16 protein-coding genes are annotated in these 13,651 nt (G+C 70.4%); 10 read left to right on the forward strand and 6 right to left on the reverse strand.

What is annotated here, in order from left to right:
* The first annotated feature begins 115 nt into the window (after positions 1 to 115).
* Positions 116 to 1,414 carry a low temperature requirement protein A gene (locus R0146_RS13560; RefSeq protein ID WP_317690383.1) on the forward strand — a complete coding sequence of 433 codons (1,299 nt, stop codon included), beginning with the start codon at positions 116 to 118 and terminating at the stop codon, positions 1,412 to 1,414.
* Positions 1,415 to 1,530: 116 nt separating this feature from the next.
* On the opposite strand, the gene R0146_RS13565 is transcribed toward R0146_RS13560, so the two are convergent.
* Entirely contained in the window at positions 1,531 to 1,956 is a 426-nt protein-coding gene (locus R0146_RS13565) for an OsmC family peroxiredoxin (RefSeq protein WP_317690384.1), read from the reverse strand.
* Between the two features lie 176 nt (positions 1,957 to 2,132).
* On the opposite strand from R0146_RS13565, the gene R0146_RS13570 reads away from it, so the two are divergent.
* Genes R0146_RS13570 through R0146_RS13580 form a run of 3 tightly spaced genes read left to right on the forward strand, consistent with a single transcriptional unit; the run spans position 2,133 to position 4,056 of the window.
* Positions 2,133 to 2,507, forward strand: a complete 375-nt coding sequence (locus R0146_RS13570; protein ID WP_317690385.1) for a GntR family transcriptional regulator — start codon at positions 2,133 to 2,135, stop codon at positions 2,505 to 2,507.
* A complete protein-coding gene (locus R0146_RS13575) occupies positions 2,504 to 3,349 on the forward strand; it encodes an ATP-binding cassette domain-containing protein (RefSeq protein WP_317690386.1) in 846 nt (281 codons plus the stop codon). Before R0146_RS13570 ends, R0146_RS13575 begins: the two co-directional genes overlap by 4 nt.
* Before the next feature lie 2 nt (positions 3,350 to 3,351).
* Positions 3,352 to 4,056: an ABC-2 transporter permease gene (locus R0146_RS13580; RefSeq protein ID WP_317690387.1), complete on the forward strand. Its 705-nt coding sequence runs from the start codon at positions 3,352 to 3,354 to the stop codon at positions 4,054 to 4,056.
* A 7-nt stretch (positions 4,057 to 4,063) separates the two neighbouring features.
* Here R0146_RS13580 and R0146_RS13585 read toward each other — a convergent pair whose 3' ends face one another.
* The gene (locus tag R0146_RS13585; RefSeq protein ID WP_317690388.1) at positions 4,064 to 5,014 is read right to left on the reverse strand and encodes a helix-turn-helix transcriptional regulator; all 951 of its coding nucleotides are present in this window, start codon (positions 5,012 to 5,014) and stop codon (positions 4,064 to 4,066) included.
* Between the two features lie 90 nt (positions 5,015 to 5,104).
* Here R0146_RS13585 and R0146_RS13590 point away from each other — a divergent pair, with 90 nt between their 5' ends.
* From R0146_RS13590 to R0146_RS13600, 3 genes are all read left to right on the forward strand, one after another.
* Entirely contained in the window at positions 5,105 to 5,470 is a 366-nt protein-coding gene (locus tag R0146_RS13590) for a VOC family protein (protein ID WP_317690389.1), read from the forward strand.
* Positions 5,471 to 5,546: 76 nt separating this feature from the next.
* A complete protein-coding gene (locus R0146_RS13595; RefSeq protein ID WP_317690390.1) occupies positions 5,547 to 6,689 on the forward strand; it encodes a glycerate kinase in 1,143 nt (380 codons plus the stop codon).
* A gap of 50 nt (positions 6,690 to 6,739) precedes the next feature.
* Positions 6,740 to 7,204 (forward strand): YbhB/YbcL family Raf kinase inhibitor-like protein, encoded by a 465-nt coding sequence (locus tag R0146_RS13600; protein WP_317690391.1) that lies wholly within the window; start codon positions 6,740 to 6,742, stop codon positions 7,202 to 7,204.
* Between the two features lie 140 nt (positions 7,205 to 7,344).
* Here R0146_RS13600 and R0146_RS13605 read toward each other — a convergent pair whose 3' ends face one another.
* From R0146_RS13605 to R0146_RS13620, 4 genes are all read right to left on the reverse strand, one after another.
* Positions 7,345 to 7,725, reverse strand: a complete 381-nt coding sequence (locus R0146_RS13605; RefSeq protein ID WP_317690392.1) for a VOC family protein — start codon at positions 7,723 to 7,725, stop codon at positions 7,345 to 7,347.
* 161 nt (positions 7,726 to 7,886) lie between these two features.
* Positions 7,887 to 9,032, reverse strand: a complete 1,146-nt coding sequence (locus tag R0146_RS13610) for a thiolase family protein (RefSeq protein WP_317690393.1) — start codon at positions 9,030 to 9,032, stop codon at positions 7,887 to 7,889.
* Positions 9,029 to 10,081, reverse strand: a complete 1,053-nt coding sequence (locus tag R0146_RS13615; protein ID WP_317690394.1) for an AMP-binding enzyme — start codon at positions 10,079 to 10,081, stop codon at positions 9,029 to 9,031. Before R0146_RS13615 ends, R0146_RS13610 begins: the two co-directional genes overlap by 4 nt.
* Before the next feature lie 100 nt (positions 10,082 to 10,181).
* The gene (locus tag R0146_RS13620; RefSeq protein ID WP_317690395.1) at positions 10,182 to 10,811 is read right to left on the reverse strand and encodes a LysE family translocator; all 630 of its coding nucleotides are present in this window, start codon (positions 10,809 to 10,811) and stop codon (positions 10,182 to 10,184) included.
* A 140-nt stretch (positions 10,812 to 10,951) separates the two neighbouring features.
* Between R0146_RS13620 and R0146_RS13625 the strand changes: the two genes are divergently transcribed.
* The 3 genes from R0146_RS13625 (at position 10,952) to R0146_RS13635 (ending at position 13,640) form a co-directional block, all read left to right on the forward strand.
* Complete coding sequence (locus tag R0146_RS13625) at positions 10,952 to 11,404, forward strand: Lrp/AsnC family transcriptional regulator (RefSeq protein ID WP_317690396.1); 453 nt, start codon at positions 10,952 to 10,954, stop codon at positions 11,402 to 11,404.
* Between the two features lie 155 nt (positions 11,405 to 11,559).
* Positions 11,560 to 12,156, forward strand: a complete 597-nt coding sequence (locus R0146_RS13630; RefSeq protein WP_317690397.1) for a winged helix DNA-binding protein — start codon at positions 11,560 to 11,562, stop codon at positions 12,154 to 12,156.
* A 293-nt stretch (positions 12,157 to 12,449) separates the two neighbouring features.
* A complete protein-coding gene (locus tag R0146_RS13635) occupies positions 12,450 to 13,640 on the forward strand; it encodes a Rieske 2Fe-2S domain-containing protein (protein ID WP_317690398.1) in 1,191 nt (396 codons plus the stop codon).
* Positions 13,641 to 13,651 lie beyond the last annotated feature (11 nt).

Raw genomic sequence — 13,651 nt, forward strand, 5'->3', positions numbered from 1 at the left:
GTGGCAGTCAAACGTGGTGGTCGAGTGGCTCACCCGCGTTCGCACTCGGCTGCGCCACCGGGATGTCGGCATCGGGGTCTGCGGAAGGCATCGGGGCCTGCGGAACACTGTCCCCATGACACCCGCATCGGAGTCGACACCCACACCGGCATCCCTCGGCCGGCACCGCCTGTCCCCCCTCGTTCCCCGCGACACGGACGAGCAGCACCGGGTGTCGTCCCCTCTCGAGCTGCTGTTCGACCTGACCTTCGCCGTCGCGTTCGGGCTGAGCGGCACCCAGTTCGCCCACTTCCTGGCCGAGGGGCATGTCGCCACCGCACTGCTCGGCTTCGCTGTCGCGGGCTTCGCGATCGTCTGGGCATGGATCAACTACTCCTGGTTCGCCTCCGCGTACGCCAACGACGACTGGGCGTTCCGGCTGATGTCGATGGCGGTCATGGTCGGCGTGGTGGTGCTGGCGCTGGGCATCCCGCCGATGTACGCCTCGCTCGAATCGCCGCACTTCGACAACCGGACGATCATCCTCGGCTACGTCGTGATGCGGCTGCCGCTCCTGGCCGGCTGGGGCCGGGCCTGGACGGTGGACGTCCTGCGTCGGCCGGCGATCGGGCTCTACATCGGGTCGCTACTGGTCGCCCAGGCCTGCTGGATCGTCGTCGCCGTGCTGCCGTTGACCGTCACCCAGACACTCTGGTGCACGGCCGGGCTGGTGATCATCGAGGTGTCCGGGCCGTTCCTTGCCGAACGTCGGGCCGCCACGCCGTGGCATGCCCACCACATCGTCGAGCGATACGGGCTGCTGCTGATCATCACCCTGGGCGAGGGGGTGATCGGCACCGTCGCGGCACTGTCGGCCCTCATCGACCGGGAGCACTGGACCGTGGAGGCGGTGCTGGTGGTGGTCGCGGGCATCGGGCTCACCTTCGGACTGTGGTGGGTGTACTTCGCCGTCGACACCGCGCAGGTCCTGCACCACTACCGGGAACGCTCGTTCCTCTTCGGCTACCTGCATCTGCCGCTGTTCCTGACCGTCGCGGCCACCGGTGCCGGACTCCACGTCGCCGGGTTGTGGGTGGCCGGCGAGTCCGCACTACCGCTACCCGGAGTGGTCGGCACGGTGGCCGTGCCCGTCCTGGCGTACGTCGCGCTGGTCAACGGGATCTACGCCCTGATGCACCGGGGCGGCGAGGGTGGGCACGCACTCTTCCACACCATGGTCTTCGTCGTCACCGCGCTGGTGATCGCCGCCGCGGTCGGGCTGGCGTACGCCGGGGTCTCGCTCGGGTGGTGTCTGGTCGTCGTCATGCTCGGGCCCCTGGCGACGGTCCTCGGTCTGGAGACGCACGGCTTCCGGCACATCGAGGCCGACCAAGCGGCGCTGCTGGCGAAGGCCCCCTCCCGACACGAGGACTGACCCGCACGGACCGTCGGCAGCCAGCGAGCCGGCGGAGTCTCAGGGAGCGGCGGCGGGTCGAGAGGGGGCGACGGTGAGGCCCGTTCGGCAGGCTCGGGTCAGACGATGCGCTCAGGTCAGACGATGCGCAGTTCCTTGGGCACCGCCCGCAGCGCCTGAGACACCGGGCAGTTCTCCTTCGCCCACTCCGCCTTGGCCGCGAAGTCTGCCTCACTGAGACCGGGGACCACCCCGTGCACGGTGACGGTGATGCCGGTGATCCCGGTGCCAGGCACGAAGCTGACGTCGGCCCGGGTGTCGATGCTGGTCGGCGCGTGACCGTCCTGGGCCAGGGCGTTGCTGAGGGCCATGCTGTAGCAGGTCGCCAGCGCTGCGCCGAGCAGTTCCTCGGGGTTCGTGGTGCCCTGTCCTGGCTCGGCCCGCCGGGCCCAGGTCACGTCGAAGGTCGTCAAGCCGGAGGTCGCCAGCTCCGTACGGCCGCTGCCGTCGAAGAGGCTGCCCTCCCAGTGCGTGGTTGCGGTGCTGACACTCGGATTCGCCATGGAAATGCTCCTTGATGCCGCAGGTGCCTGTCGGCGTCGGAGGCGCCGCCGCAATCAGCCTAATCCGGCCGCGACGTTCTGGACAGGACCTCGTGGCGCCGTCCCCGTGCTACTGTCTATGTCGTACATATACAGTAGGTCCGCTGCGGTGGACCGGTCGACGAGGAGGGACGCCAGTGCGGATCGTGCTGTCCGAGACCACCGGCATCCCGCTGTACGAGCAGATCGTGGAGCAGTTGCGCCAGCAGATCGTCACCGGTCGGCTCGCCGCGGGTGAGCCGCTGCCCTCGCTGCGCAGCCTGGCCAAGGACCTGCGGGTCAGCCTGATCACCACGACCCGGGCCTACAACGAGCTGGCCGCCGCCGACCTGATCGTGAACGTGCCCGGCAAGGGGTCGTACGTCGCAACGGTCGACCCGTCGGCCGCCCGACGTCAGGTGGTCGAGGCGGCCCGTGCCGACCTGGCCCAGGCGGTGGCGACCGCGCGCGGCTCGGGCCTGGTGGCGCTGCCGGAGCTGGTGGAGATCCTGGAGGAGGAGTGGAACCGATGAACACCGAGCAGACGGTGATCGACATCGAAGGGCTGCGGAAACGCCGCGGCGAGTTCGTGCTGGGCCCGGTCGACCTGGCGGTCCGCCGCGGCTACGTCACCGCCCTGGTGGGGGTCAACGGGGCGGGGAAGACGACCCTGCTGCGGACCCTGCTGGGTCTGGTCCATGCCGATGCCGGCACGGTGCGGATCCCCGAGCCGGCACGGATCGGGGTGGCGTTCGACCACCCGTTCCTGGTGCCCGACTGGACCGTACGCCAAGCGTCCGACGCGGTCCGCGGGTTCCGCCCGGGCTGGGACGACGTCCGGTTCACCGCGCTGTGTGAGCGGTTCCGACTGCGCACCGAGGAGAAGGTCAAGGAGCTGTCCCGCGGCGAGAGCGGAAAGCTGATGGTCGCCCTCGCCCTGGCCCACCGTCCGGACCTGCTGATCCTCGACGAGCCCACCAGCGGGCTGGATCCGGCGGCCCGCGCCGACCTGATCGACGTGCTGCGCGAGCACATGGCCGAGGACGAGGGACACAGCCTGCTGTTCTCCACCCACATCATCGCAGACCTGGAGGGCTTCGCCGACGATCTGGTGCTGATCGACGCCGGCCGGGTGACGTACGCCGGGCCCGCCGACGAGCTCACCGAGACGTACGCCGTCATCCGCGGTGGGGCCGACGAACTCACCCCCGAGACCGCAGCGCTGGTGCACGGGCTGCGTCGCAGTCCCGAAGGCTTCACCGGCATCGTCCGGCTGGCCGAGTCGGCGGCCTTCGACCGGCGCGTCGTGCTCGAACAACCCACCCTCGACCAGGTCGTCGTCGGCCTCGGTCGGCACGATCCCCAGGAGTCCTGACCATGTCCGACGCCCCGCTTTCCGTCGTTCCTGTCCCGCGTTCCGCCGCTCTTGCCCTGCGTTTCGTCGGACTGGATCTGCATGCGCTCCGGCCGTACGCCAGGGGGGTGCTGGTCACCCTGTTGCTGGTGGCCGTCCTCTCCGTGCTCCCGTCCCGCAGCCCGTACGCGGTGATCCCCCCGATCACCCTGGTGGCGGTCATCCTCGGGCCGCAGTACCTGTTCGCCTCCGACGAACGCTCCGACCTGGACACCCTCTACACCGTCCTCGGACTCCCCCGGCGCGCGGTGGTGGCCGGCCGCTACCTCACCGTCACCGTGCTCGGCGTCGGTCTGGTGCTGCTCGGTCTGATTGCGACCGTGATCCTGGCGGCGGTGCTCCGGGTCCCGCTGGAGCTGCCGGTGACCGCCGGGCTGGCAGTGTTGGCGGTGGTCGCCCTGTGCGTGTTGTTCGCCTTCCAGTTGCCGGTGTTCTTCGCGATCGGCTACACGGCGGCCCGCCCGGTCGCGTTCCTGGTGCCGGGGGCTGTCATCGTCCTCGGCATCGTCGGCGCTCAACTGGTCCCCGACGCCGAGGCCGTGCTGTTGTCCGCCCTGTTGCGCACCGGCACGCCGCTGGCAGCGGTGCTGGCGGTGGCCGTCGCTGCCGCACTGCTCGTCGGGTCGTCGGCGGTGTCCCGGCGGCTGTACGCCCGCCGCGACCTCTGAGGCCTCATCACCGACGGTGTCGTGCGGCGAGGTCGGTGGCCAGTGCGTGGACCCGGTCCCGTGCCGCGGGCGGTGCGACCACTTCGATGTGGTCGCCGAACTGCAGGAGTTGTCGCACCGATTCCATCTCCGGATAACCGATCCGTACGGTGCACCAGCCGGCCACGACGGGATCGACGCCCAGGATGCGGCTGCCGAGGATCCGTCGGGCGAGGTCGAGGCGGGTCTGGCGCAGCCGGGCGGTGATCACCACGGACCCGGGGTCCTCGGTCCGGCGCCGCAGGTCGGCCCACACCGACCGCAGGTCGCAGCCCACGCGCGTCCGGGCCGGCTCAGCCAGCACCTCGCACGCCTCGAGGCGGTCCAGCGCGAACAGTCCCGGCTCCCCCGCCTGGTCGGCGACGAGATACCACCGGCCCGCCTTGGTGGCCAGACCGTACGGATCCACCACCCGCGCGATCGCACGGCTTGCGCCGCTGCTGCGATACCGCAGGCGCAGCCGGGGGCGGGTCCGCAGCGCGAGGGCCAGCTCGGCGACCGACACCCCCTGCCCCTCCGGGGCGAGCCAGGCCGCGTTGTCCACCACGATCAGGTCGGCCAGGGCCGCACCGGGGTCGGCATCACCGGACCGGCGGGCCGCGATCTTCCGGGTGGCCGTCTCGTGGACGGCGGCGAGATCGAGTTGGGCGCGTTGTGCGGCGTCCAGGCCCGCGACGAGCACCGCCTCCCGCTCCGCGGGGTCGAGGTGGGAGACGTTCAGGCGCGCGCCGGGCAACAGCACGATGCCCCCGTGGCGGCCGCGTTCGGCGTAGACCGGCACGCCCGCCGCGGACAGTGCCTCGACATCGCGCAGGATCGTACGGCGCGACACCTCGAGCCGGTCTGCCAATTCGACGGTCGTCATCCGCTGCCGCGCCTGCAGGAGCAGCAGCAGGGAGAGCAGCCGGGCGGACTTCATGGCCCCATCATCCGCGAAAACATGACAGGTTTTGACGTGATTGGCCGATTCCCTGGAGGCGTACTCATCGATCGTCACCAGGAGGCTCCGATGCCGACACCCAATCTCTTCCTCGTCTATGTCCGGGACGCGGCAGCGTCGACCCGGTTCTACCGTGACCTCTTCGAGGTCGACCCGGTGTTCACCAGTCCGCGATACGTCGCCTTCGAGGCTGCGCCGGGTGTCCTCTTTGCGCTGTGGACCGGCCGCCCTGAGCACGCCATCCCGGCCACCCCACGCACCGCCGAAGTCGGCCTGATGGTCCCCGGATCCTCGGCGGCGATCGACGCGCTGCATGCCCGGTGGGCGACCACGGGCATCACGGTGGTCGAGGCACCCCACGACGAGGTGTTCGGTCGTACGTTCGTCGTGGCCGACCCGGACGGCAATCTGATCCGCGTCTCGCCCGTCGACTGAACCGGCGTGACGGCGGTCGCTGGGGGCATTCCCGATGCGCCTGCGGACCGGGCGCGCGGGCGCGAGGATGGGCACCGTGAGGATCGTCTGCGCACCCGACTCGTTCAAGGAATCGATGACTGCGGCCGAGGCCGCCGCAGCGATGGCCCGTGGTGTCCGGCGGGTGCTGCCGGATGCCGAGATCGTCGAGGTGCCGCTGTCGGACGGCGGCGAGGGATTCCTGGAGTCGCTGGCCGCGGCGCTCGATGCCCGGCTGGTCCCGATCGAGGTGCCTGATGCCCTGGGCCGGCCCGTGATGTCGTCGTACGCCCTCACCGCCGACGGCTTGGCGGTGATCGAGATGGCCCGGGCCGCCGGGCTGGAGCAGATCGCTCCCACAGACCGCGACGTACACCACTCGTCGACGGCCGGCGTGGGCCGGCTGGTCACCGCGGCGCTCGACGCCGGCGCCACCCGGCTGGTCATCGGGATCGGCGGCTCGGCCACCAACGACGGCGGCGCCGGACTCCTCGACGCGCTGGGCGTGCGCTACCTGGATGCCGACGGCCGACGGCTCGTGCCCACGCCGGCCGGGCTCGTCGGCGTCGCCGCGGTCGACGCCTCCGGGCTGGACCCCCGGTTGGCTGCCGTCACGGTGGACGTGGCCTGCGATGTCACCAACCCGTTGTGCGGACCGTACGGTGCCTCGGCGGTGTTCGGCCCGCAGAAGGGGGCGACGGCCGAGGACGTACGCTCCCTCGACGCGGTGCTCGCCCGGCTGGCGCGACTCGACGGCGGGACCGACGTGGCCGACCAGCCGGGAGCCGGCGCCGCCGGTGGGCTGGGCTACGCGTTGCTGCGCCACCTGCAGGCCCGGCTGCGGCCGGGAATCGAGTTGGTGACCGAGACCGTCGGGTTGGCCCAGGCGGTGCGCGGCGCCGCCCTGGTGCTGACCGGCGAGGGGTCGGTCGACGCCCAGAGTCTGGCCGGCAAGACTCCCGTCGGGGTGGCCGCGATCGCCGCTGCGGCTGGGGTGGACACCGTCATCCTGGCGGGCCGGGTGGCCCCCGACACCGACGTACTGCTCGACCACGGCGTGCTGGCCCTGGTGCCGATCCTGCCGCGGGCGATGGACCTCGACGAGGCCCTCGCCACCGGTGTCGACAACCTGGAACGGGCCGCGGCGACGGTCATCCGACTCGTCTTCCGGGGAGGCCGGGCCGGACGCGCTTCCGACTGACGTGCCCGCCCGTCGGGTCTGATACTGGGAAGGTCCGACGAGGAGGCGCCATGAAGGTTCCACAGCCACGAGTGACCCGTACGTTGACGGTGACCAGCCCGGCGTTCGTCGACGACGGCCCGATCCCGGTGCGGCACACCTGCCAGGGTGAGGGGCTCTCCCCCGCGCTCTTCTGGTCCGGGGTGCCGGCGGCCACGGTCGACCTCGCCCTGGTGGTGAGTGACCCGGACGCGCCGCACGGCACGTTCCTGCACTGGCTGGTCACCGGCATCGCGCCGCGGGACGGCAGGTTCCCGGAAGGCGCGGCCCATCCGGGTGTCCGGGAACTGCCGAACAGTGCCCGGACACCGGGATGGTTCGCACCGTGCCCGCCGAGCGGGACCCATCGCTACGTCTTCGCGGTGCATGCGGTGGACCGTCGGCTGCGCGGTGAATCGAGTCAGCACGTGCTCGACGAGATCGCCGACCACACCATCGCTTGGGGCAGCCTCACCGGGCTCGTCCGAGCGCACTGACCCACGACCGCCACCGGGTCCCACGTGGCGGGCCCGGTGACGTGCTGGTGTCCTTCGTTCGTGTGTCGTTCGTTCTGGTCACGTACGTTCGTGTGACGTACGTTCTTGCGTCGTGCCTGCTCGTGTCGCCTCGGGTCCGCTCACATCCCCGTCTCGACGTTGATGATGTTGCCGTCCGGGTCGGCGAACCACACCGACCGGAATTCCTCGGCCGAGGCCACGCCATCGGTCCAGGTGGCACCCGGGAAGTCGAAGGTCTGGAACGTGACGCCCTTGTCACGCAGCCCTGCGATCTCGGTGTCGAAGCGGTCCGTGCCGACCGCGAACGAGACCGCGGTGGCCTTGTTGGTGCCGGCGAATGATGACGGGTAGACCAGCACCTGGGTCGATCCCGTCGTGTAGTTGATCCCGAAGTCGCCCTCGGAGGCGATCTGGAGACCGAGGACCCCCTCGTAGAAGCCGCGGGCGCGGGCCAGGTCCGTGACGGCCAGCGTGGGAACGGGGGTGATGTCGCCGAGCATGGAATCCTCCTGCTGCGGAGTCGGGCGACCGTCGCCCGATCGGCTCTTCCAGGGTAAGGCTGGCCTTTCCTGTGGGGAAGGTCACATCGGCGCGTCGCGACTCCCCTTGTCGGGCGGCGACCTCAGCCCTGGCCGGAAGCAGCTCGCAGCGCTCGGACGGGTCAGATCGCCTCGACCAGCATCGCGGTGCCCTGGCCGCCGCCGATCGCGATGGCCGCCAGTCCGAGCCGGGCGCCGGTGGTGTTGTGCCGCACCAATTGGGTGAACAGCCGGGTCAGCTGGACCGCGCCGGTGGCCGCCCAGGGATGCCCGAGCGCGATCGCCCCGCCCTGCGGACAGTTGCGGAGCTCGTCGATGCCCAGGGCGTCGAGGCAGGCGAGCACTTGGCCGGCGAAGGCCTCGTTGAAGTCGACCACATCCACCTCGTCCAGGTCGAGCCCCGTACGCTCCACCAGGCGGTGGACCGCGGGCACGATGCCCCAGCCGGGGCGATCGGGGGCGCAGCCGACACTGACCGTGTCCAGCACCCGCAGTCCGTGCAGACCCCGCTCTGTGGCGGTCCGGCCGTCGCAGAGCAGCACGGCGGCGGCCCCGTCGTTGATCCCGCAGCTGTTGGCCGCGGTGGCGGTGCCGTTCGGGGTGAAGGCCGGCCGGAACCGGGCGAGCCGCTGCGGGGTGAAGCCGGGTCGGGGCCGCTCGTCACGATCCAGGCCGGCGAGCGGCAGTGTCTCGTCGGCGTACGCCCCGGCGGCGGCCGCGGCCACCGCCCGCTGGTGGGAGCGGGCGGCGTACGCGTCCTGGCGTTGCCGGTCGATCCCCCGCTCGGCCGCCAGCAGGTCGGCCGCCACCCCCATCTCGGGATCGCCGTGGGCGGCATCGGTGAACGGCGCCCGCTGGTACTGCTGCGGCGCCTCGCCAGGGCGGGCCGGCGGCCAGAAGGTGAGCGGCTGGGTGCTGGCCGACTGCATCCCTCCGGCCAGCTGGAAGCCTCGGCGCGGGCCGCTGAGCAGGGCGACGCTGTACTCGATGGCCGCCATCCCGGAGCCGCACTGGCGGTCGAGGGTGACCGCGGGGGTCGCCACCTCGAGGCCTGCCCGCAGGGCCGCCACCCGAGCGGGATTGCCGCCCGGTCCGCGGATGTTGCCGATCGCCACCTCGTCGATCGGCACCTGCCAGCGCCCGGTCAGCGCGGCCAGCACCGGGGCCAGCAGTCCCGGCGCGTCCACGTCGCGCAGGCCGCCGCCGACGGTGCCGATCGGGGTCCGCAGCGCGTCGACGATCACCGGACGATCCTCGGGTGCTGTCATCGGTGTCCCTTCGGTTCGGGTGGTGCGTCGTCGCGGACCGGGTCACCGTCCGCGATGGGGGTCGCGGCGCCCCCCAGGTGCCGCGACCGGTCCGTGGTGGTGATCTCCTCGACCAGTCGGAGCCGGTCGACCTTGCCCGTCGGCGTCAGCGGCAACGCATCGCGGACCAGCCAGCGTCGCGGCCGTCGCGCGCCGGTCAGCGACGTACGTCCCCATCGCTGCACCGCCTCCCGGTCCGCGGCGCTCGTCACACAGCAGATCACCTCACCGAGACGTTCGTGCGGCACTGCCACGACGACCACCCGCTTCTGGCCGTGCGCCTGGAGCTCCGCCTCGACGGGGGCCAGCTCCACCGTGGTCCCCGCCGTGGTGGCGGCCCCTGGCCGGCCGAGCACCTCGACCCGATCGCCGTCGAGCCGGACCAGGTCGCCCACGGTGGCGAAGCCGCGATCGTCGGCCACTCCGCGGGCGAGCCACGGCGAGCGGACCCACAGTGCACCGTCGCGGACCTCCGCCGTCACCGCCTCGAAGAGTCGCAGGTCGGCAGCGTCGTGGCCCCAAGCGACCAGGGACAGCTCCGCGGCCCCGTAGTAGTGGTCGACCCGCAGACCAGCGGCCTCGGCCCGTTGCCGCAAGGCAGGGGCCAGGCTGTCACCGGCTACGAGAACCCGCAGCCCGGGCGTCGGCGACTCGTCGAGCACGGCGGCCAGGCGTGCCGGGGTCAGTTGCGCATGGGTGCAGCCGACCCGGTCGCTGCTCCAGCCGGCGCCGACGAAGGAGGCCAGGCAGGCGGCGAAGAGGTTCATCGTGGCGGTCAGCGGGCCGGGGACCCAGAATCGGTCCGCCGACCCGAGCGCCAGCCGTCGGGCACACAGGTCGAAGCTGTCCACCCAGGAGGCCGTACTGCGGATGATCGTCCGGGCGGTGCCCGAGGTCGTCCCCGAGGTCGACAGGGCGATGTCCCGCCCGGAGTGGTGCGCCTGCCAGAAGGCCGCCACCGGATCGGGGCCCTCGAGGACCGCGACGGCGTACGCCCCGTCCGTCGTCATCAGGCCTCCTCACCCGTCTCGATTGAACAGTGTTCAGCCAGCACTCTACGGCGGATCCGACCGGCCGGCCACCAGGGGCCGGGTCGGCGTCCGCCCTCGATCAGGCCGGTCGCAGCCGGAGCACCTGCTCAGCCACCAGGCCGACGCTGATCAGAGTCATCGCCACACCGGAGAAGCGGCTCACCGCCCGGGCCGCCGCAGGCCGGGTGCGGAGGATCGCCCGGGAGCCCGATCCGACGCCGGTGTAGACCACGGCGCAGGACAGCATGTGCATGCCGCCGAGAGTGGCGATCTGGACCGCCGCCGGCCACGTCCCGTGCGGATCGGTGAACTGCGGCAACAGCGCCAGGAAGAGCAGCAGCGCCTTGGGGTTGAGGCCGCTGACCGCGACACCTCTGCCCAACTGGGCGGCCCAGGAGCCTGTCGGCGCGTCCGATGCCGCCTGCGGTGTGGGTGGGCGCACGATGGTGGACAGGCCGAGCCAGCCGAGGTACGCGGCCCCGGCGAGGGTGAGCACCCCCAGCGCGCCGGGGGTGCGGGCGAGCAGCGCCGCCGCACCACCCGCCACGACCAGGGTGATCACCACATAGCCGGCCAGCAGCCCTCCGACCGCAGGGAGCACCGAGCGGTAGCGCAGGCCCGCGCTGATCGCGTAGGCCCAGTCCGCTCCGGGGGTCACCACCAGGAGGAACGACACCACCCAGAACGCCGCCAGCGACCCGATCGCCATCTCCCTGTCATCCTTCCCAGCCATGTCTTCGCCCCGGCGACGGTGACGGGTTCTCCGAAACGGAACGATAGAAGAGATCCCGCGACAAGTGCTTGCGTCTTCCGCTGCTCCTGGCGCGAAAGATGGGAAAGAATGTCCCTATGGACGCCCTTGATCGCGAGATCCTTGCGCACCTGCAGTCCGACGGCCGACTCACCCTCACCGAGTTGGCCGATCGGGTCGGGCTCAGCGTGTCGCCGTGTCACCGCCGACTGCGCGCACTGGAACGGGACGGGGTCATCACCGGCTACCGGGCGCAGCTCGACCCGGCGAAGGTCGGACTCGGCTTCGAGGCTCTGGTCTTCGTCACCATGGACACGACCAGCGCGGACACGGTCGCCGCCTTCGAGGAAGCGGTCGCCGCCGTGCCGCAGGTGCTGCGGGCCGAGCGGCTGTTCGGCGACCCCGACTACCTGCTGCGGGTCGTCGCCCGCGACCTGCCGAGCTACCAGGAACTCTGGGACACCCGGCTGGCCGCCCTGCCCGGGGTCCGCCGGGTCGGGTCGACGATCGTGATGAAGAGCATCGTCCAGGACCGAGGCCTCCCCCTCTGAGGTCAGCTCGAACCGGCCGCCTCTCACAGAGACATATGTCACTACGGCAATTACCTGTAAAATTTCTGGAAACTATTCCACCGCCGTAGCCGTCAGTTCCCGCATCGTCAACGTCGATCACGAGGACTGACCGGCCCGTTTGAAAGACTGACCGCATGTCCAGCCCAGACGATCGCTCCGCGACCCCATCGGCCACACCCGGGACCGAGTCCGAGATCCCGGCCTCGACGTGGCATCTCGGCCGTACGCCGGCAGAGGCCGACCTCGCCAGTCTCGAGTTCGCCCTGATGGCCGCCGGCGCGGCCTTCGAGCGGTACGTGACGCAGATCGCCCTGCTGATCGGGGACCCCGAGCTCACGTACAACGAGATCGTCATCCTGCACGTGATCCGGATGTACGACCGCCCCAAGGACGCCACCACGATCGCCCGGCTGGTCAATCGTGACGACCTGGCCAACGTCCAGTACACCCTGCGGAAGCTGGTGTCGGTGGGCCTGGTGAAGAAGATCCGATCCGGCGTCACCGCCCACTACGCGACCACCCCGGCCGGCGCGGACTGGACCGAACGGTACGTCAGCCTGCGCTCCCGGCTGCTGATCGACCTGATGACCCCGACCGAGCTCGCCGAGGAGAACCTCGCCGAGATCTCCCGGCGGCTGACCCGTCTCACCGTGCTGTACGAGTCGAGCGCGCGCGGTGCAGGCATCCTCAACCCGCACCGACTCTTCGACGAGCCGACCGCCGAGCACTGAGCCCCATTCGGACACAGACGCCGAAGACCCCCTCGGCCCCGGAGGCACGCCTCCGGGGCCGTGCCATGTCCGGATGACGCACAGAGCACCCCACCCCGACCGGAACGAGAGGGAGGTCAGCGGCCCAGCTATCAACCGGCCGAGACAATCTGATGTCGGATTCGTTACCGTCATAATTCTCTTGATTATCTATTGACTTTCGATCGAACCCCGCCGAGGCTTGTGCCACGGCGTCGAGTCGGTGCCCCAGCAGGGACACAGGCGCCTCCCCTTCAACACAGAAGGAGACACACGTGGCTCTCATCGAATCTGCGATCGGCAACTCAGGGAAGGTCGCACGACAGTACGCCCCGTACGTCCAGGCCGACTGGGGCTTCGCGAACCACTGGTACCCGGCCTGCTTCAGCGACGAGGTCGCTGTCAACGGAGTCATCGGGGTCACCATCGGCGGTCACGACATCGCCGTCACCCGTGACGAGGACGGCGTCGTCCACGCAATCGCCGACCGGTGCCTGCACCGCGGCGTGAAGCTGTCCGCCAAGCCGATGTGCTTCGCGAACAAGACGGTCACCTGCTGGTACCACGGCTACACCTACAACGCCGAGAACGGCAACCTGGACACCATCGTCGGCTCCCCCGACGACCACCTGATCAACACCGTCGGCGTCCGTACGTATCCCTCCGAGGAACTCGCCGGCCTGATCTTCGTCTTCGTCGGCGACGACGACTACGGCACTCCGCCACCGCTCGACTCCGACCTGCCGATGAAGGTGACCGACAAGGCGACGCCGCACTTCCGCGACGAGAAGATCGTCACCCGCGGCATCCGCCGCAAGCTCTACGGTAACTGGCGGCTGGCCGCCGAGAACGGACTCGATCCGGGCCACCTGCTGGTCCACTGGGACAACCAGATCGTCGTGGCCCTCGACCGGGCGATGCCGCTGGGCATGAAGGCACTGAAGGACGACGCCACCGAGTTCGTCGACATCGAGGGCGGCCCCAAGGGCGTGATGAACCGCTACGACCTGCCCGAGAACTACCAGCCGGTCTTCGAGAACCCGATGGTCGACATCAAGGCACGTGGCACCACCATGTACGAGCCGTTCCGGGTCAGCTGCTGGCTGCCGGGCATCCTGATGGTCGAGAACTGGCCGATCCCGGGGATCACCCAGTACGAGTTCTACGTCCCGATCGACGATCACCACCACATGTACTTCGAGGTGATCGCCGACCGTGCCAGCACGCCGGAGGAGGAGAAGGAGTTCGCGTTCAAGTACGAGAACTTCTACAAGCCGCTGGGCCTGCTCAACTTCAACAACAACGACATCTTCGCCCGTGAGGCCACCGAGGAGCACTACGAGCGCTTCGACGGCTGGAACAACGAGGTCCTCTCCAACATGGACTTCTCGGTGGTGGCCTGGCGCAAGCAGGCGGCCAAGCACGGGCGTGGCTTCTTCCAGTCGCCCTTCGTCGACGAGGACTGAGAGGAGCCGAT

Origin of the sequence: Raineyella sp. LH-20 (assembly GCF_033110965.1) — a bacterium.
Taxonomy (GTDB): Bacteria; Actinomycetota; Actinomycetes; order Propionibacteriales; family Propionibacteriaceae; genus Raineyella.